This window comes from Xenorhabdus mauleonii (assembly GCF_900113945.1).
In the GTDB taxonomy this organism is placed as follows: Bacteria; Pseudomonadota; Gammaproteobacteria; order Enterobacterales; family Enterobacteriaceae; genus Xenorhabdus; species Xenorhabdus mauleonii.
Genome location: NZ_FORG01000005.1, coordinates 89,489 through 108,172, shown reverse-complemented (window position 1 = coordinate 108,172; position 18,684 = coordinate 89,489). Strand labels below are relative to the sequence as shown.

The 18,684-nt window shown below is 42.9% G+C and carries 17 protein-coding genes; 8 read left to right on the top strand and 9 right to left on the bottom strand.

Features of this window, described 5'->3' with window-relative positions:
* Positions 1-51 precede the first annotated feature (51 nt).
* The 4 genes from BM100_RS06710 to maeB form a co-directional block, all read right to left on the bottom strand.
* The gene (locus BM100_RS06710) at positions 52-2,274 is read right to left on the bottom strand and encodes a S9 family peptidase (RefSeq protein WP_092509203.1); all 2,223 of its coding nucleotides are present in this window, start codon (positions 2,272-2,274) and stop codon (positions 52-54) included.
* 18 nt (positions 2,275-2,292) lie between these two features.
* The gene (locus tag BM100_RS06705) at positions 2,293-3,054 is read right to left on the bottom strand and encodes an energy transducer TonB (protein WP_244590527.1); all 762 of its coding nucleotides are present in this window, start codon (positions 3,052-3,054) and stop codon (positions 2,293-2,295) included.
* Between the two features lie 154 nt (positions 3,055-3,208).
* On the bottom strand, positions 3,209-4,126 hold the full coding sequence (locus BM100_RS06700; RefSeq protein ID WP_092509199.1) for a ChaN family lipoprotein: 918 nt from the start codon (positions 4,124-4,126) through the stop codon (positions 3,209-3,211).
* A gap of 152 nt (positions 4,127-4,278) precedes the next feature.
* Positions 4,279-6,558, bottom strand: coding sequence for an NADP-dependent oxaloacetate-decarboxylating malate dehydrogenase (maeB, locus tag BM100_RS06695; protein WP_092509197.1), 2,280 nt, complete (start codon positions 6,556-6,558; stop codon positions 4,279-4,281).
* A 541-nt stretch (positions 6,559-7,099) separates the two neighbouring features.
* On the opposite strand from maeB, the gene BM100_RS06690 reads away from it, so the two are divergent.
* The 5 genes from BM100_RS06690 to BM100_RS06670 all read left to right on the top strand — a co-directional run bounded on the left by BM100_RS06690 (position 7,100) and on the right by BM100_RS06670 (position 10,781).
* The gene (locus BM100_RS06690) at positions 7,100-7,735 is read left to right on the top strand and encodes a response regulator (protein WP_092509195.1); all 636 of its coding nucleotides are present in this window, start codon (positions 7,100-7,102) and stop codon (positions 7,733-7,735) included.
* Between the two features lie 388 nt (positions 7,736-8,123).
* Positions 8,124-8,531 (top strand): ArsC family reductase, encoded by a 408-nt coding sequence (locus BM100_RS06685; RefSeq protein ID WP_092509193.1) that lies wholly within the window; start codon positions 8,124-8,126, stop codon positions 8,529-8,531.
* Positions 8,532-8,545: 14 nt separating this feature from the next.
* Positions 8,546-9,673, top strand: a complete 1,128-nt coding sequence (gene dapE / locus BM100_RS06680) for a succinyl-diaminopimelate desuccinylase (protein ID WP_092509191.1) — start codon at positions 8,546-8,548, stop codon at positions 9,671-9,673.
* On the top strand, positions 9,670-10,338 hold the full coding sequence (locus tag BM100_RS06675; RefSeq protein ID WP_092509189.1) for a M15 family metallopeptidase: 669 nt from the start codon (positions 9,670-9,672) through the stop codon (positions 10,336-10,338). Before dapE ends, BM100_RS06675 begins: the two co-directional genes overlap by 4 nt.
* Positions 10,339-10,586: 248 nt before the next feature.
* Positions 10,587-10,781: a YpfN family protein gene (locus tag BM100_RS06670; RefSeq protein ID WP_092509187.1), complete on the top strand. Its 195-nt coding sequence runs from the start codon at positions 10,587-10,589 to the stop codon at positions 10,779-10,781.
* Here the strand turns inward: BM100_RS06670 and BM100_RS06665 are convergent.
* Both BM100_RS06665 and BM100_RS06660 read right to left on the bottom strand, forming a co-directional pair.
* Positions 10,726-12,963, bottom strand: coding sequence for a tRNA(Met) cytidine acetyltransferase TmcA (locus BM100_RS06665; RefSeq protein WP_092509185.1), 2,238 nt, complete (start codon positions 12,961-12,963; stop codon positions 10,726-10,728). The genes BM100_RS06670 and BM100_RS06665 overlap by 56 nt on opposite strands.
* Positions 12,960-13,412 carry a DUF441 domain-containing protein gene (locus BM100_RS06660; RefSeq protein WP_092509183.1) on the bottom strand — a complete coding sequence of 151 codons (453 nt, stop codon included), beginning with the start codon at positions 13,410-13,412 and terminating at the stop codon, positions 12,960-12,962. Before BM100_RS06660 ends, BM100_RS06665 begins: the two co-directional genes overlap by 4 nt.
* Positions 13,413-13,985: 573 nt before the next feature.
* Between BM100_RS06660 and BM100_RS06655 the strand changes: the two genes are divergently transcribed.
* Positions 13,986-14,339 carry a hypothetical protein gene (locus BM100_RS06655; protein WP_244590528.1) on the top strand — a complete coding sequence of 118 codons (354 nt, stop codon included), beginning with the start codon at positions 13,986-13,988 and terminating at the stop codon, positions 14,337-14,339.
* 109 nt (positions 14,340-14,448) lie between these two features.
* On the opposite strand, the gene purC is transcribed toward BM100_RS06655, so the two are convergent.
* From purC to dapA, 3 genes are all read right to left on the bottom strand, one after another.
* Positions 14,449-15,162 carry a phosphoribosylaminoimidazolesuccinocarboxamide synthase gene (gene purC, locus BM100_RS06650; RefSeq protein WP_092509181.1) on the bottom strand — a complete coding sequence of 238 codons (714 nt, stop codon included), beginning with the start codon at positions 15,160-15,162 and terminating at the stop codon, positions 14,449-14,451.
* A gap of 92 nt (positions 15,163-15,254) precedes the next feature.
* Positions 15,255-16,301 carry an outer membrane protein assembly factor BamC gene (gene bamC / locus BM100_RS06645; protein WP_092509179.1) on the bottom strand — a complete coding sequence of 349 codons (1,047 nt, stop codon included), beginning with the start codon at positions 16,299-16,301 and terminating at the stop codon, positions 15,255-15,257.
* Positions 16,302-16,317: 16 nt separating this feature from the next.
* Positions 16,318-17,217 carry a 4-hydroxy-tetrahydrodipicolinate synthase gene (dapA, locus tag BM100_RS06640; protein WP_092509177.1) on the bottom strand — a complete coding sequence of 300 codons (900 nt, stop codon included), beginning with the start codon at positions 17,215-17,217 and terminating at the stop codon, positions 16,318-16,320.
* A gap of 244 nt (positions 17,218-17,461) precedes the next feature.
* On the opposite strand from dapA, the gene BM100_RS06635 reads away from it, so the two are divergent.
* The gene (locus BM100_RS06635) at positions 17,462-18,013 is read left to right on the top strand and encodes a glycine cleavage system transcriptional repressor (RefSeq protein WP_092509175.1); all 552 of its coding nucleotides are present in this window, start codon (positions 17,462-17,464) and stop codon (positions 18,011-18,013) included.
* A gap of 195 nt (positions 18,014-18,208) precedes the next feature.
* Positions 18,209-18,682 carry a thioredoxin-dependent thiol peroxidase gene (gene bcp / locus BM100_RS06630; protein WP_092509173.1) on the top strand — a complete coding sequence of 158 codons (474 nt, stop codon included), beginning with the start codon at positions 18,209-18,211 and terminating at the stop codon, positions 18,680-18,682.
* Positions 18,683-18,684 lie beyond the last annotated feature (2 nt).

Sequence of the window (18,684 nt, the reverse complement as noted above, 5' to 3'; positions counted from 1 at the left end):
CATAACACTGATAATTTCTTATTAGTGTTATGGATTATTAAATAATAATTTTTATTCGTCTTTTAATTCTGGGAAATATGTTTTCGCATTATCCAGCATTAATAAAAAGCTATAATCAAAGGCAATGTCATTAATACGATTAAAACGACCTGGTTTTCCGCCGTGGCCGGTATCCATATTTGTCTCCAATAATAAGAGACTATTACCTTGTTTCATTTCTCTTAATTTTGCGACCCATTTTGCGGGTTCCCAATATTGAACCTGAGAATCATGCAAGCCTGTCGTAACCAGCAAATGCGGATAACGCTGATGTTCAATATTGTCATAAGGGCTATAAGATTTAATGCGGTAATAATCTTCTTTGTTATTTGGATTGCCCCACTCTTCATATTCCCCCGTTGTCAATGGAATGGAGGAATCAAGCATGGTCGTCAATGCATCCACAAATGGCACTTTTGCAATTACGCCACGGTATAATTCTGGAGCCTGGTTAATGACAGTGCCCATTAATAAACCGCCGGCGCTGCCACCTTCCGCATAAACACGCTTGCTGTCACCATATCCATCGGCAATCAGTTTCTTGGTTGCATCAATAAAATCGTGAAAACTGTTCATTTTGTTTTCGATTTTACCTTGCAGATACCAATTCTTGCCTAAATCCCCACCGCCACGAACATGGACTAATGCATAGACGAAACCGCGATCTAATAAGCTCAGAAGGGCTGAACTAAAATAGGGATCCATACTGATGCCATAAGCCCCGTAACCATAAATCAGAATTGGGTTCTCACCTTTTTTAAATAAGGATTTGCGGTACACCAGAGAAACCGGAACTTCCATCCCATCGCGGGCTTTTACCCACATGCGCTGGCTTTCATAGTTTTCTTTGTTGAATCCTTTAACTTCCTGCTGCTTCAGTAATTCACGCTCACCAGTTTGCATATCCCACTGGAATACTGAACTTGGTGTCGTCATGGAAGAATAGCTATAGCGCAGTAAATTTGTATCTGGCTCAGGGTTATAGCTCAATGACGCCATATATGCAGGATCATCAAAGTGGACGCGTTTTTCTTGCTGAGTTTTCCAGTCAATCTGGCGAATTGACGATAACCCTTTCGTTCGCTCTTGTACAACCAGCCAATTATTGAAAAGCTCGAAGTTTTCCAGATCAGTATTTTCCTGCGGTGCAATCACAGTTTCCCACGGTTTATTAATTGCATCCGTGCGATATAAACCAAACAATGGGCTTTCATGGTTAGAACGAATATAGAATTGACCACGGAAATGATCGAGATCATATTCGCGCCCTGCTTGGCGGGCAGAGAAAATCTGTGGTTCCGCTTGCGGATTATTTGCATCAATCAGTCGATATTCTGCACTGGTATAACTGGTGCTAGACACTAAAATATAATCAAGCGAGGTACTTTCCGCGATCGACAAATAGAAACGTTCATCTTTTTCTTGATAAACTTTTTTATCTTGTTTGGTATCCGTGCCATATTGATGGCGGAATAATTGATAAGGCAATAAAGTTTGTGGATCCCTGCGCACATAAAACAGGGTCTTGCCATCGTTGGCCCACAAAATGTTGCCAGAAGTGTTTTCTATAACATTATTCTGCCAATCAGTGTCAGCAAAATTTTTAAATGAAACGTGGAAATTACGACGCCCCTGCGTATCTTCCGCTATCGCGATACGTTTGTTATCCAATGAGACGGCAAATCCGCCGAGCTGGTAAAATTTATGGTCCTTTGCCCGCTCATTGCCATCAACCATAACCAACCAGTCAGTCGAATTATCGGCAGGTTTCCGCTGGTAGATAGGAAAGTCTTTCCCTGCTTCATAAACAGTACGATAAACATAACCATTATAGGTATAAGGAACGGACTGATCTTCTTTATTCATTCTGTCAGTCATTTCTTTATACAGGGTTTCACGCAGTTCTTTACCCGATTCAAGCATTTGCTCGGTATACTGATTTTCAGCTTTCAGGTAATTAATGACATTTTCGTCCTGACGATTATCATCGCGCAGCCAGTAATAATTATCGACACGGGAATCTCCGTGCATTTCCATTTGATGCGGCTGCTTTTTGGCCGTAGGTGGAACCATATTTTCCTCCATTGCGATAGTGGCAAAACTTGTACTTAATAGACCTGTACTCAACAAACTACCACCCAGCAAAAAACTAAGCATCATTCTTTTACTGCTTACGGTATTTTTTTGATTTGGCTTTTTGATATTTGCCGAAAACGCTTTTTTATCCTCAGACATGCCATCAATCCTGTATTTTTATTGGGATAAATAAAAATCTATCGGCAGTTCAACTGTAATCCTGCCATTCGTTAAAATAATGTCAGGAGGCGCAGGTAAAGGCTGTGCCCTTTCCAATACCATCCTTGCTTCCCTATCGAGTGAATTAGTCCCGGAAGGCCGCAGCAAATTATTATCAAGCACAATTCCCTGTTGATTAACGGTAAATTGCACTACGGGACGCCCTGTTCGATTTCTTCTCTTCGCGTCCTGTGGGTATTTTTTATAACGATTCAAATGACCGGTAACTTCGGCTTGCCATACCGCCTTGGCATCGGCAATCGTGTCCGAGTTACTTTCATAAGCTGCCGCTGTGCGGGTAGTCACATTATTTGCTGTTGCATTACTGGTCGTCGGTGCTGCATTAGTTTGCGACTTGTCATTTTCTTGTTCTTTTGCTTTTGCACGCTCGACAGGTCGTGTTTTTTGGGGAACTTCCCGCGCCTCCTGCATTTTCTTCTGCTTATTCACCAAAAGAAGCGCATCCTCGTTTACATCCAATTTCGGCATGTTAACTTCATCAACCTTACTTTCCTGCTGTTTGCTGGTAACAGACAGTATCTGCTCAACACCAACGGGTTGATTTTGTATCTTATGTATTGCTTCCGTCTGTATTGACAGTTCAACCATAACCGCAGGCGGAGGCAGAAATTCCTCAATATCAACATCCGCAGGTTTGTAAACCAACCAGCCAACTATCACGGCATGGAGTGCGATCGCAGCGAGAAAGGATTTTGTCACGTGACCCGTGTGAACATTTTGATACGTGGTGTACGTTAACATTTCTTGTAGCACATTTTGTCAATAATAAATGGATAGGAATGATAATCAATTGTATATATAAATGAAAACTATTTTTATTTATTGCTTATGCACGTCCTTGTGATAACTAATATTATTTGGTTACTTTTTCACTCACTTTGGGCGTAAACCAGACAAAATCTGCATATTCATGGTTCAAAGAGACGCCTTGTTCTGCGATCATCAATACCGCGATTTTTTCGTTTGGTGCGATCTGCTTCACATGTTGAGGTACGCCCATGGCTTTAGCAGCATGATATCCACCCGCAAATAGCAAAGCCGGTGACGGTGCTTTGATGAGTTGTTCAGCCATGCGGCGGTCACGCATCTGTTGGATCTTCGTCATGGCAGAAAGATGCTGTTTCTCTATATCTTCACCATGAGAATTTTTAATGGTTATCTCAATCATTTTTTTAACATCATCAGGCACTAGTGACGTTTTATCCCCTGTTTTGTGATCTTTATAAGCCTGATTGATTTCACTGCGATCCATATTGGCAGCCAACAATGGATACGGTGCTTTCATCAGCGCCATCGTCAAATCACCATACCATTCCCAAGGCCACCCTTGTTGCCAAGCCAGTAGCTGTTGAATCCGCTCACTCCTGACGATCGGATTACCCTGCAACCAGCTTTTCACTTTATTCACTTTTTCTTGCTGATCTGGGTTAATCATTTCCAGTAATACAGAACCGTGAGGGCGTTTTTGTTCTAGCTGTTGCACCAGCCATAGCTCTATCTGATGATGGTAAGGGTTATCGTGTTTTTCCCCCACAACAACGCGAGGATAAGCAGTCAATCGCTCAAGTAACTCGTTAGAGGTAATTTCTTTCCCTGTTTTCAGATCAACGACAGCACCCGATTGGGTTAATTCAGCAGGAAGGGTTTGAAATACTATCTGAGAAGTGTTTTTGGCGTTATCGGGAGCGCCGGCACAACCATTAAGCACAAAGCTGCCAGCCAAAAGAGAACACATTAAAAATGTCGATTTTATGCAGGTAAATTTTTTCATAGTTATTCATTATCAAAATAAAATTTGCCGCATAGTATAGATAATGAGAATTATTTACAAATAAAAATACCCCGCCAAGGGAAGCATTGGCGGGGTATCACTCAAATTATTCTCGATTTCATGATTGAAACCGAGAATGTTGGGATTGTGAATTACAGTGGATTTGTTTGAGCTTCAACTGCCGCCAATGCCACCATGTTCACGATACGGCGCACAGAAGCAATTGGGGTCAGAATATGGACAGGTTTAGCCACACCCATCAAGACTGGCCCAACCGTTACGCCATCTGAACTGGTCACGCGCAATAAGTTATAGCTGATGCGGGCAGCTTCCATATTTGGCATGATCAACAGATTCGCAGAGCCTTTCAATGGGCTATCTGGCATGATGTCACGACGGATACTCTCCACCAACGCCGCATCTCCGTGCATTTCTCCATCGATTTCAAGTGATGGGGCCATTTGCTGAACCAACTCCAATGCCTTGCGCATTTTTTGCGCAGACTCACAATCTGAAGAGCCAAAACTTGAGCGTGACAGCAAGGCTACCTTAGGCTCGATACCGAAACGACGGACAGTTTCAGCCGCCATCAGCGTAATTTCAGCCAATTCTTCCGGGCTTGGGTTTTCATTGACGTAGGTATCGGCAATAAATGTATTTCCCATCGGCAACAGCAAGGCATTCATCGCACCTGCGGTATGTACGCCCTGGCGGAAGCCGAAGACATCTTTCACGATTTGGTAATGTTCATTGTAGCTGCCCACCGTACCGCAAATCAGGCCATCCGCTTCACCACGGTGTACCATGATTGCACCAATGAGTGTTGGGTTGCCAATCACTGCGCGACGTGCCTGCTCTGGCGAAACACCACGACGCTTCATGATTTGGTAGTATTCTTGCCAATACTCTTTGAAACGTGGGTCATTTTCGTTGTTTACGACTTCAAAATCTTTACCGGCCTCAATATGCAGGCCTTGTTTTTTGATCCGCATTTCAATGACGCTAGGACGGCCAATCAAAATCGGGAATGCCAGACCATGAGAAACAAGTTCTTGCGTAGCATGCAATACGCGAACATCTTCCCCTTCTGCCAATACGATGCGTTTTTTCTCTTTTTTCGCTTGAGAGAAAATCGGTTTCATGAACAAGTTCGTTTTATAAACAAACTCATTGAGCTTCTCTATATATACGTTGAAATCAGCAATAGGTCGTGTTGCCACGCCGGATTCCATCGCCGCTTTTGCCACGGCCGGTGCGATTTTGACAATCAAGCGAGGATCAAACGGTTTAGGGATAATGTAATCCGGGCCAAAGAACAAGTCTTGATCACCATAAGCGGAAGCAACTTCCTGACTTTGCTCAGCCAGTGCCAAATCTGCAATGGCGCGGACACAAGCAAGTTTCATTTCTTCGTTGATGGTTGTTGCCCCGACATCCAAGGCACCACGGAAAATGAATGGGAAGCAGAGAACGTTATTGACCTGATTCGGGAAATCAGAACGACCGGTACAAATAATTGCATCAGGACGTACCGCTTTTGCCAACGGCGGCAGGATTTCTGGCTCAGGGTTGGCCAGTGCCATAATCAGTGGGGATGGCGCCATGGTTTTCACCATGTCTTGGGTCAGAACACCCGGCCCAGAACAGCCCAGGAAAATATCAGCATCCGGGATCACATCTGCCAATGTGCGGCTGCCGTTATCTTCAATGGCATAATCAGCCTTGGTTTTTTCCATATTCTCTTCGCGACCACGATAGATAACGCCTTTCGAGTCACAAACGACAATATTTTCACGTTGCAAGCCCAGAGCCACCAGCAAGTTCATGCACGCAATCGAAGCGGCTCCCGCTCCCGAAACTACCATGCGTACTTTGCTGATGTCTTTATTAACAACCCGTAAGCCATTCAGAACTGCTGCGGTACAGATAATCGCCGTACCGTGCTGATCATCATGGAATACAGGAATTTTCATGCGTTCGCGCAGTTTCTGTTCAATATAGAAACATTCTGGTGCTTTGATATCTTCAAGGTTGATACCACCAAACGTTGGCTCCAGCGCAGCAATGATATCAATCAATTTATCCGGGTTAGTTTCATCCACTTCAATGTCAAAAACATCAATGCCGGAGAATTTTTTGAACAAAACGCCCTTGCCTTCCATCACAGGTTTACCGGCCAAAGCACCAATGTTACCCAACCCCAGCACAGCCGTACCATTGGAAATAACCGCAACAAGATTACCACGGGCTGTATATTTATAGGCGGCCAAAGGATCTTCTGCTATTTCAAGACATGGCGCAGCAACACCCGGCGAATAGGCTAATGCCAAATCACGTTGTGTAGTGAGTGGCTTGGTCGGAGTAACTGTGATTTTTCCTGGTTGTGGGAACTCGTGGAAATCAAGAGCACTTTGTTTTAATTTTTCATCCATTATCTGATCCTTTACACGTCTGTCGAAGTAAAAATCCGTCCAGTATAATAGTTACGGAAGGTTAAATCATGATGTTAGCAGCATTTTGTTCATAATCATCAAAATCGAAGGGTAAAAAAACGGCAAATCATGGTGTTGCATTAACCAATATTATATAGATATTATCCTAATGATACCTATAGAGAGGTATTTAATCTCCAATTAATAACTTGATAAATTAATTAAATAGTCGATTTAAAATTATTATTTAAAATAAGTTTACAAAAACAAAAATTAATCTATAAAATATCCCAAAAATTTATTTAGAAAATTATTAGCAATTAAGAAAACGCATTTTCTAATGAAAGTGAATTTTATTTCATCTGAATGGATAAACCTGTTTGCGATATTTCTATTTTTATATCAGGATATATTTTCAGAATCTCATTAATGATGATTCAATATACTCCATAAAAATCACACAGCAATTTAACATAAAGCAGAATCCTGTTTTTATGTTTTATCAAACAAAAAATCTGCATTTCTATATGGGAGAAAGAATATGCATAATCATTCAGTTATGATAGTAGATGATCATCCAATCATTCGTCATGGCTTAAAAGATTTGATCGAATTGGAACGGGAACTCATTGTAACAGCCGAAACTGACAATGGTGAAGATGCAATAAATATCGCCTGCCAGATAAAACCGGACATTATTTTGATCGATCTGAAAATTCACGGTCTTTCCGGAATTGATACGATTAAGTCACTTCGTCGAAAAGGGCTTGATACCTATATTCTTGTACTCTCTGATTCAGATCATCGCGGTGATATTTATGATGCCGTTGATGCCGGCGCGAATGGTTATTTATTAAAAGACATTGAACTTGCTCCTTTGTTGAGCAACATAAAAAAAGCGATTGATGGTCATGCCGTGTTCAGTGAAAAAGTTCACCAATATTTATCCACTCGCCATCTTTATGTCGATCCATTATCAAAATTAACTAAGCGTGAATTGGATGTCTTAAAAGAAATCTCCGAAGGCATGACCAACAAAGAAATTGCTGACTTCCTCTTTATTTCTGAAGAAACCGTGAAAGTCCATACACGTAACCTATTGAAAAAACTTAAATCTCGCTCCCGCCTTGAAGCCACTATTATCTATTTGAAGCATAGAAAAGCAGCCTTAATCTGACATTGAGTTTTCTTTTGCATCTTCAATATGGAACACAATTTCCCTAAGTTTTGCCAGCAGGGAAATTGTGAGTTACCGAAAATATCAAATTGATTTGAAATAAATTAATTATTTGTATAATAAATACATGCATTATTTATTTTAGTTATTATTTCAATGCTATTAATTTATTTATATTCTTTTCCTCTATTTCTCTCTTCTGAGATTGCAAATGGTTTGCAACCTGTAACGTGAATGTTGGTAGAAAATTACTGGCAGAAATCTGTTGATAAAGAAACCTTGGTGGAAATAAGAACAGCAAGTATGCGCAAGGGAGTAAGCAATCTGGATAAAATACTAAATTTCACGCATTATGTCGGATACGTTAAACAAGACCAAGGATCTCATCATGTCGGACACCACTTCTCACAAGACATTCATTCTTTACGGCATCAAAAACTGCGATACCATAAAAAAAGCACGTCGCTGGCTAGAAGACCAAGAGATCCCTTATCAATTTCATGACTATCGTGTTGATGGTCTACCCCCTGAGCTACTCCAATCATTCGTTGAACAGATCGGCTGGGAACCCCTGTTGAATACCCGTGGTACAACCTGGCGCAAATTGTCTGATGAGCAAAAATCAGCCATTGATAACGCTGAAGCGGCCAAGGCACTGATGCTGGAACAGCCTGCAATAATAAAACGACCTCTTTTGATCTCACATTCAGAGAAAACAAACACAGCGTTATCAGCAGATAAATATTTACTCGGCTTTAAGGCTGAACAGTATCAACAATTTTTCTCGCATGACTAGATAAGGATCACATCATGGTTTGCCCAGTAATTGATTTGGCGCAGCAGTTAATTAAGCAGCCTTCTGTCAGCCCTGATGATCATGGTTGTCAAGAAATTCTCATTCAACGCCTGCAAGACATTGGTTTCACGATAGAACGCATGCCTTTCGGTGATACCCAAAATTTCTGGGCTTATCGTGGTACGGGAGTCACTTTTGCCCTTGCTGGTCACACCGATGTTGTTCCTGCCGGTGATATGTCACAGTGGCAAACTCCGCCTTTCGAGCCGTCTATCCGTGATGGAATGCTGTATGGCCGCGGTGCGGCAGATATGAAAAGTTCTCTGGCTGCCATGGTGGTAGCGGCAGAACGTTTTGTTGCGCAGTATCCGGAGCATAAAGGCCGCCTTGCCTTTTTGATCACTTCCGATGAAGAAGCCAAGGCAACCAACGGTACAGTTAAAGTCGTTGAGACATTGATGGCTCGCGATGAACGGCTGGATTATTGTCTGGTGGGTGAGCCTTCCAGCCAACATCGCCTTGGGGATATGATCAAAAATGGGCGGAGAGGCTCTCTGACAGCCAGTCTAACGATATTTGGCACTCAGGGGCATGTCGCCTACCCTCAATTGGCAGACAATCCTATTCACCGCTCACTGCCCTTTTTGCAAGAGTTGGTCAATACTCAATGGGATGAAGGCAATGAGTTTTTCCCTGCCACCAGCATGCAAATTGCCAACATTCAGGCAGGAACCGGCAGCAATAACATCATCCCGGGTAAACTGTGGGTGCAATTTAATTTCCGTTTCAGCACGGAGCTGACGGACACCGAAATCCGCCAGAAAGTTGAAGATATGCTGAATAAGCATAAGCTGAAATATGAACTGGATTGGTGGCTGTCCGGGCAACCTTTCCTGACTTGCGAAGGCAAACTTGTTGATGCAACCGTGGATTCCATTGAACACTTTTGCGGGTACAAACCCGAGCTGTCCACCAGTGGCGGTACATCAGACGGGCGTTTTATTGCCAAAATGGGGGCACAAGTTGTGGAACTGGGGCCAATTAATGCCACAATCCACAAAGTCAATGAGTGCGTCAACGTGGCTGAATTACAACAATTAAGCCTAATTTATCAACGTATCATGGAGCAATTGGTCAAATGATGACACCTGAAATGTTAACTGGCCTGTCCACAGATCATCTGGTAACACTTTCCGGCAATCACCGTTTGCAGTTCAATGCCACCAAAGCGTTTCTTGCCATGCAACAAAAGGCTGCCCAAGCAGGATTTAAATTACAACCTGCCAGTTCATTTCGCGATTTCACGCGCCAGCAAACAATCTGGAATGAAAAATTTCGCGGCCAACGTCCCGTATTGGATGACAATAGCCAGCCGCTTGATATTTCAAAAATGAGTGAAGGCGAGCTATGTGAAGCGATTCTTCGTTGGTCTGCCCTGCCGGGTGCGAGCCGGCATCATTGGGGAACTGAACTGGATGTCTATGACCCGTTTTTGCTCCCACAAGATAAGCAGTTGCAGTTAGAGCCTTGGGAATATGAAAACGGCGGTTACTTTGAACCGTTGACCCACTGGCTGACAGAAAACATGTCTCATTATGATTTTTATCGCCCATTTACTCGACACGATGCAGGCGTAGCTTATGAACCCTGGCATATCAGCTATTGGCCTATATCTCATGAAGCTGAGCGTTTGTTTGATGAACAAGTCTTGCTGGATGCTTGGCAGGATCGTGATATTGCCGGCATAAATTGGTTGAGAAACAATCTATCCTATGTATTTGATAAATACATCAGAATTATTGACTAGGCTTATAGTTGATTACATCTGTATCTAATGGATTTCAAAATGCAGGCAACCGCGCAGCAAAGCCGCCAAGGAATCAGCCCCAAGGGCAGATAACCGTATGTTTATAAAAACGTGGGCTGAGGTAAGTGAAGCCGATAAACTGCAACTTGAAAGGTGATGGATAATGGGAATAAGCGCCTCATGGGAAAGGCGCTTAATACCCCAACGCGGACGCTCTCCGCAATGAACATAGTCTCAAGGTGAGTAAAATGCATTGGTTGATAGATTATTGGTGGCTTGTTCTGCTAGTACTCATCGGCATTGTTATTAATGCAGTAAAAGCATTAAGCCGGGTTAACACGAAATCTTTTTTAGATAACAAACCAGAATTACCCCCGCACCGAGATTTTAATGATCAATGGGATGATGAGGACGACTGGCCTCAACAGAATCGCAAGAAGTAACCCAATTACGCCACTGATTGGCAAGTATGTTATCCATGCTTGCCAATGCGTCAGCCACTTCTTTCCGCCAACATTTCAATAATGCCTTGCGGCCGCTCAATAATAGCTCACGGGCGCACTGCTCAATATCTATTTGCTGGTGGAAATATTTTCTCAATGCAGGCAAGGCTAAATCGCTCGCCAGCAATAACCGCTGTAATGAAAAATAAGATGCAGACAGCGGCCGATGGGCAAATGCAAATCCAGATAATTCTAGCCAATCATTGCCGTTAAGCCGCTCGTCATTGGTATATTCAAGGGGAAGCGTAAAACCAAGCAATGATTCCAACCCCCTCGCATCCCGGGATAATTGTTGTTGTGCTGATTGGGCAAGTTGATGTCCTTGTTCACTCAACGGCAAAATAGCCATTGCGGTATAGCAGCCACTGCTTGCTTCACGGTGAGTTCCCATTCTCACCAAGCGGAAACCGCATTTTTGCCAAAGGGACCACAGCTCTGGGGTATAACCAAAACTGACAGACAGGAAATCCAGCTTATTTTTATTGGCTTGCCGACATTGCTGAGTTATCAGGCGATTGGCGATCCCACGGCGGCGATACTGTGTTTGTACCGCAACCCGGCTGACCCGTTGTGATCGTAGCATTGCCGCGCAAGGAAAGCCGCTGTGTGCTGCCAGAGATTGAGCAACCAAATTACCCCTGGGACGCCGTCGCCCTGCCCATATCTCATGCGCTAATGTTGATGATAATCCACCTTCATTTACCATCCACAATGCCCCAACCAATGACTGTTGAGCATTTTTCTGGTCATTTTCAGTGTGTAATTTGGCGGCCAGAAAGCGCATTCCATTACCATCCAGCAATCGACGTAAATCAAGGGGGGAGGTGCGATAGTGGGCACTGGTCAATAGCCCATAAAATTGACGCAATATTGTAGGGTGTTTTAGCCACATATCTTGCGTGATGGAGGAAAAATCTAAATCTTCTGCAAGATTCAAGTGAGAAGGCCATTCAGTAAGCCACGGATTATCATCAAATAGCAACGCGCTATCCAGCCAAGTTTCCAGTGGATCGTTTTCAGCCCAACGCATTGGCGTTTTCAACTCTCTAATTTGACACTCCGGCAGCGCAGAGCACAGCTTCAACAAAAAACCGCGCCCTGTACCTTCATAACCTTGAACAGTTGATGTCAGCAGTACTCGCGGGAAATAACGGATCAATTCTGCAAGTTGTGGCGTTGGGATCGCAGCCGCTTCATCAATTAATAGCCAATCAACTTCGTTTCTGTTTTCCCGTCCATGATTATTCGGTTGCGGGTTATTCGCTTGCAAACCATTTGCTTGAAGATCGTTCGCTTGAAAAGCGTTAGTGCGGCAATATTTCAATAAATTGTCTACCGCCCAAAATGGTGTTTCCTGCTCCGGAATGTCCTGACCGAGCGGATCTGAGCTCCCTGAATACCTTCGAATAACTTCCGTTGTGATTTTGGCCGGCGCACATAACCAACATTTGCCTTTACCTTGCCAGTGCCTTACCAACATTCCTGCCAACGCGGATTTTCCCCGCCCTCTTGGTGCAGTAATGACCCAAACACCTTGCGAAGCCTGCAATAATTCATCAAGAATGGCTTTCTGGCTGGCCGTGGGATTTCCATCCGGCATCTGCCACATTTCCGACTGCGGCAATGGTAAAATTTGGAAAGGAGTCCCCTGTTTCCATAACGAAACATCTTTAAAACTCATTAATTGGTTTTTAATGTGATGCACAAAATTAGGTGTGGGGATAATTCCTATTGATTCATTCCAGCGCAAACTATCCTCATCAGGATTTTCTGACCAGTGCTCCCAGACAGGAACGCGCATAATCAACCAGCTTCCCGCTTTTAACGTACCGGCCAGTATCGCCAATGCTTCAGCATTAAATCCCTGAGTCGCATCAAAAACGCCATGCAAAAATTCACGCCCAAGTAAACTCACGGCTTTAGTTGGTTCAATGGCATCGGATTCATGAGATGAAACCGTTAACCAGTCTCCCTGAAACTGTTTTTTCAGTTGAGAAACTATCAAAGCACTCCATTGCGGTTCACCACTCAATACAACTAAACGGCGCTGCCCCTGTTGCTGCATCTGTGCTTGCAACGTTCCCCATGCATTGTTGTCTATGGTGTTTACCGAAACTGTCATGACTTGCCAATCATCATTGATAAAATACCCGCCGCGATCAATGGGCCGACAGGAACTCCTCTGAATAAGGCAACCCCCAATATTGTACCGACCAATAATCCCGCTACAGTTGAAGGTTGATTGGACATTAAAGCAACACCACGGCTTCCTAGCCACGATACAAGAACACCCACCGCAATTGCCAGCAGTGATTTCCAATTCAGGAATGAGCTAAAAATTTCTTGTGGCGAGATTTTTCCACTTGCGATAGGTGACATCACACCTATGGTCAGAACCAGAATACCTATCGTCAAGCCATACTTTTCCACCCAAGGGAAGAATTGATTCAATGGCGTGATACGAACTACCAAGAGAAATAACATAGCCAGTGTAACAGTCATGTTATGGCTGATAATACCAAGCCCTGCCAATACAAGTAAAATAAGTAAAGTTGGATCAATATGGCTCATTAATTTTTATTTCCTACATAACAGTATTTGATATTCTTTGCATCATACAACACAATCTCTGTCACTATGCAGAATAATATGTTGAATTTTATACAATAACCTCAACATAACAGCCTATTTTTAAAACTTAAGTTAATGCCTGAACTCTGAATTTTATAACACCGGTGAATATATTCCCTGCCCAACGTGTTTCCGGTGGAATCGCAGCAGAAAATGATTTTTCATCATATAATTAATCATGTAGCTGAAATAGTTTCATTCAATCAAAAAAACAACAATTCATAAAATGCATCCAAGATACCTACATGGAGTTACACTTTGGTTGTGTAAGAAAAGTAGTAAGGTAACCAGATGAAACTTTGTCACTTTTTAATACCCTTGATTTAAATAATCACAATGATAAATAATTATAATGTCCGTTCATGATACAGACAGGGCAACGACTCATTTAATTATGTCAGTAACTTCCAGGTATAACCGCATTTTACTGATCAATATCAACTCTTTTATCTGGAGGAATGCAGAAAGATTGTAAGAAATGCCTTGCAAACAGGATGCGTTCATATAGACGATATGAGAAAACTAATATTCTCCATGATGGTGTGCGCTTCACTGACCGCGTGTACCACGCAATGGGTGCCCGCGACAGGTAACCCAACGCCATTTAATGAAGCAACCCAAATATGCAATGAATCAGCATCAAAAATATTTCCTGTAAAAAATGAAGTGGCTCAAAAATCGGTCATCAGGACAGTGAGACAAGCCTGCGTAAATGGTGTCCAATGCGGGAAAGAGGGGTATTACAATCAAAGCGTTCCGGTAACTGAAAGTTATGTCATTGATGTCAATAGAGACTCCAGAGAACAATACTTTTTCAATTGCATGAACCAGAAAGGCTGGAAACAAAAGATTAGATATTTACTTTGATATTCATTAAATAACCAACGCATTGACAGGATGCTCTTTAATACGAGAGCATCCTGTCATTATTAAGGGGTAAGTTTAAGAAATAAACCCTAAGTAATCGTTTGCGTAGTTAGTCCAAAATAACGCCGATACGGCGTGCGACTTCTTCATACGCTTCAATTAAACCACCGAGGCTTTGACGGAAGCGATCTTTATCCATCTTGTCCATCGTCTGTTTGTCCCACAAACGGCTGCCATCTGGTGAAAATTCATCACCCAGCACAATTTTCCCGTTGAACAACCCAAACTCCAATTTGAAATCCACCAAAATCAAACCGGCATCATCAAACAATTGACTCAACACTTCATTGGCTTTGTAGCTCAGGCGTTTCATCTCGGATAAATGCGCTTTGCTGACCCAACCAAATGTCTCGCAATAGGATTCATTAACCATAGGATCGTGTTTGGCATCATCTTTCAAGAACAAGTCAAACAGTGGTGGATTCAATACCATGCCTTCCTCAACCCCCAGACGCTTAACGAGGGAGCCGGCAGCACGGTTACGGATAACGCACTCCACTGGCACCATATCAAGTTTTTTCACCAGCGATTCGTTATCTGACAATAGCTGTTCCATTTGCGTCGGAATGCCCGCTTCTTCCAGTTTGTTCATAATGAAATGATTGAATTTATTATTCACCATCCCTTTACGATCAAACTGCTCTATGCGTTCACCATCCAATGCTGATGTATCATTACGGAATTCCAGTACAAGCAGGTCAGGGTTCTCAGTGGAATACACTGTTTTTGCCTTTCCACGATACAACTCAGCTTTTTTCTGCATCTTACACTCCAGAAATGTGACTTCTTTAAACGTAAAAAATTAAACGAGAAATTGCACCCAAAATATAAAGGGGCCTAAGCCCCTTTATGTCATTACTTGTCTGTGGATTTACTAAATGCAGCTTCCAGCACGGCTACCATTTGATCATTCTCAGATTGAGTCAACGGCTTACCTTTCTCGCTGATAAATTGCAAACTGCTTCGGTTATCCAAATCACCTACCTGCAGCTTATAGTTTCCTTCGCTGACAGTCGGCTCTTCAACACCCAGCTCTTTCCAACCAGAAGAGCTGAGTCCTTTGTATGCCACGTCTATCGCACCGGTTGAACGCGTACGATCCGTCACTTGCATACCTACGCTTTCCAGCACGAATGGTAACCTGTTCCATACTACACTGTATGGCGCACGTACAATGATTTGTGGCAATCCGGTATTGTCACTGCCACTTTGTACAGCTAACGCCCCTGAATCTTTCGTACTGTTCAGGCTCGCTTCTTCCTGCTGCTGACTTAAACCACCAGCCAATTCATTGAGCATCAATATATTGTAACGCTGGATTTCCGCCGGATTTGTGACTTCCTCTGTCCCCTGCTTCAAGCCATCATTCGAAACAGACAAGGCAGTTTGATAACCCTGTTTATCGACCGAAATATGGTAACGAGCCTGGTATGGTACGTTTTCATCTGCGCGCGCCCATGTAATCCAATCCGTTGTCAGAGTTTGTGTTGCATCATCTTTTTTGCTGATCTGATGATTTTTCTTCGCCAGCAGATCATTTATCTGTGACCACAACTTACTGTATTCCGAGGCATTATCAAGCAACAACTTACTGCTTTGTGCGCTACTCTCAACACGGGAGCCTGTCAATAACGCAAGGGCCTGCAATGGCGGACGAATATCCAAGTCCTTGCCCACTGCACCGGTTGAAGTTGTTGGCGGAATATTATATTCACCATTTTGCAATGGTAATACCATTCCCGCAGGGATGTTCAAGGTTTTCAGTGGAGGCGTTTCAAGATAAGAATCATCTCCGTTTACTTGACGTTTATAGCGCTGATCGCTGGAGCAAGCTGCCAAAAAAACTACCAATGACAGACCAGCAACTTTCATGACCTTCGATTTTTGCAATAATGTTGCCATTAAAATTCCCTAAATTTTACAGTAATCCAGCCACTTTCAAGGCCTTGCCAACTGCTTCCTGCCCTTCTTGCGTTAGCGGAATCATTGGCAAACGCAGAGTATCATCGGCAATCAACCCCAGTTGACGGCAAGCCCATTTGGCTGGCGCCGGGCTAGGTTCAATAAATAATTGATGATGCAATTCCATCAGTCGGCTGTTCAGGCTGCGGGCTGCCACGAATTCACCCTGTTCAGCCAGTTTGCATATTTGCGCCATTTCAGCGGCAGCTACGTTTGCTGTCACAGAAATAGTACCTTTACCGCCCAACTGCATGAAATCGATATAACTCCCATCATCACCACTTAGCAAAATGAAATTTTCATCATTAACCAATTCTTGGATCTGACTGACGCGACTTAAGTTCCCTGTTGCTTCCTTGACTGCAACAATATTTTTCAATTTCGCCAAACGGGCAATCGTTGGCGGCAGTAAATCACATCCGGTACGAGACGGCACATTATACAGAATTTGTGGTAAGTCAGTATTCTCAGCTATCACTTTATAGTGCTGGTATAATCCTTCCTGTGACGGCTTATTATAATAAGGTGTCACTGACAGGCAACCCACAACACCCGTGTTTTCGAAACAATTGGTCAGCGAAATGGCTTCAGCAGTGGCATTTGCACCAGTTCCTGCAATAACAGGAATGCGCCCATCCGCGATTTCCAGTGTCATCAATACGACATCGACATGTTCATTATGATTAAGTGTTGCATTTTCCCCTGTCGTCCCAACGGACACAATCGCAGATGTACCACTGGAGATATGATATTCCACCAACTTTTTCAAACTGGCTTTATCAACTTGACCTGCTGAATTCATTGGTGTTAGCAATGCAACCATACTGCCTGTAAAACCAAAATGTTCGCTCACCATCGCCACTTCCCCTTAATTAAACCAAAAACCACACATGAGAGGTTCATGGTACTTTCTTGTAATACAGAAGAAAACTCTTTAAGCACGCGATTTCAATGAATTTTGTTAATACCAAGTGTAGACGATTAAACGAAAATTATAATCGTGTCCTTATTAACAAATACGATTGACCTTCTCTTGATCATTTTTTATGTTTAAACAGATACACACAGCAAACACTTATTACAATTAAAGGAAAATCGCTTTGCCAACATCAGAACAACACTTTTTAGTGATCACTGCCCTCGGTACAGATCGTCCCGGCATCGTCAATACTATTACCCGGCTTGTCAGCACATGCGGCTGTAATATTGAAGACAGCCGCCTGGCAATGTTTGGCGAAGAGTTTACTTTTATCATGCTGCTATCCGGAAGCTGGAATGCCATTACACTAATTGAGTCTACCCTGCCCCAAAAAGGGGCGGAACTTGAATTGCTTGTTGTCATGAAACGCACCCGGTGCGGTATTCAGACAAAATTTCCTTCGGCGATTACTGTTAAAGTCGATGTAGATGATTCGCCGGGAATTGTTGAACGGTTTACCAATTTGTTCACAACCCAGAATCTTAATATTGCTGAATTGGTTTCAAAAACTCATCCTGCGGAAGGAAATACCCCAGCCCGCCTGCAAATTCAAATTACAGGCCATCATCCATTGGATGATAACGGCACGACTTTCAAAGAAACCTTTCAGCAATTATGTGCGGAGTTAAGTGCACAAGGCACTGTCAGTGTACAAAACTATCTAGAATCATAAGTTCCTGCACCACTTAAATTGAAATATAATTTTTCCATGAGATGAACACATATGAATTAAGATTGAACACAACAAGGAAAGGAGACAAATTAGCCCGAAATTCATATATCTATACATGGAATTTAATGCAAGAACACATAACAGTATTAGCGTATAAAATCACTTAAATCAAAACGATCAAACGGAGAATGCGTGATGAGTCCATTGAAAGCCGGTGATAAGGCACCACAATTCAGCCTTCCTGACCAAGATGGCGAGCCCATTAGTTTGTCTGACTTCAAAGGGCAGCGGGTTTTAGTTTATTTTTATCCCAAGGCAATGACTCCTGGTTGTACTGTACAAGCATGTGGTTTGCGTGACACGATGAGTGAACTAAAGAGCCTCAATGTTGAAGTTTTGGGTATAAGCACGGACACATCAGAAAAACTATCTCGTTTTGCAGAAAAAGAGATGCTGAATTTTACGTTGCTTTCTGATGTTGATCACCAACTTGCCGAGCAATTTGGTGTTTGGGGAAAGAAACAGTTTATGGGTAAAACCTATGACGGCATTCACCGCATCAGTTTCTTGATAACTCCACAGGGCGACATTGAACACGTTTTTGATAAATTCAAAACCAGTGATCACCACCAAGTTGTTCTCGACTACCTGAAACAGCATTCAGCCTGACT

Excerpts from the sequence above, each read along its gene's own strand:
- bcp (WP_092509173.1), top strand. The coding sequence starts at position 18,209 with ATGAGTCCATTGAAAGCCGGTGATAAGGCACCACAATTCAGCCTTCCT.
- dapA (WP_092509177.1), bottom strand. The coding sequence starts at position 17,217 with ATGGTGAGCGAACATTTTGGTTTTACAGGCAGTATGGTTGCATTGCTA.
- bamC (WP_092509179.1), bottom strand. The coding sequence starts at position 16,301 with ATGGCAACATTATTGCAAAAATCGAAGGTCATGAAAGTTGCTGGTCTG.
- purC (WP_092509181.1), bottom strand. The coding sequence starts at position 15,162 with ATGCAGAAAAAAGCTGAGTTGTATCGTGGAAAGGCAAAAACAGTGTAT.
- maeB (WP_092509197.1), bottom strand. The coding sequence starts at position 6,558 with ATGGATGAAAAATTAAAACAAAGTGCTCTTGATTTCCACGAGTTCCCA.
- BM100_RS06670 (WP_092509187.1), top strand. The coding sequence starts at position 10,587 with ATGCATTGGTTGATAGATTATTGGTGGCTTGTTCTGCTAGTACTCATC.
- BM100_RS06700 (WP_092509199.1), bottom strand. The coding sequence starts at position 4,126 with ATGAAAAAATTTACCTGCATAAAATCGACATTTTTAATGTGTTCTCTT.
- BM100_RS06665 (WP_092509185.1), bottom strand. The coding sequence starts at position 12,963 with ATGACAGTTTCGGTAAACACCATAGACAACAATGCATGGGGAACGTTG.
- BM100_RS06675 (WP_092509189.1), top strand. The coding sequence starts at position 9,670 with ATGATGACACCTGAAATGTTAACTGGCCTGTCCACAGATCATCTGGTA.
- BM100_RS06660 (WP_092509183.1), bottom strand. The coding sequence starts at position 13,412 with ATGAGCCATATTGATCCAACTTTACTTATTTTACTTGTATTGGCAGGG.
- BM100_RS06690 (WP_092509195.1), top strand. The coding sequence starts at position 7,100 with ATGCATAATCATTCAGTTATGATAGTAGATGATCATCCAATCATTCGT.
- BM100_RS06655 (WP_244590528.1), top strand. The coding sequence starts at position 13,986 with ATGAGAAAACTAATATTCTCCATGATGGTGTGCGCTTCACTGACCGCG.
- BM100_RS06685 (WP_092509193.1), top strand. The coding sequence starts at position 8,124 with ATGTCGGACACCACTTCTCACAAGACATTCATTCTTTACGGCATCAAA.
- BM100_RS06710 (WP_092509203.1), bottom strand. The coding sequence starts at position 2,274 with ATGTCTGAGGATAAAAAAGCGTTTTCGGCAAATATCAAAAAGCCAAAT.
- dapE (WP_092509191.1), top strand. The coding sequence starts at position 8,546 with ATGGTTTGCCCAGTAATTGATTTGGCGCAGCAGTTAATTAAGCAGCCT.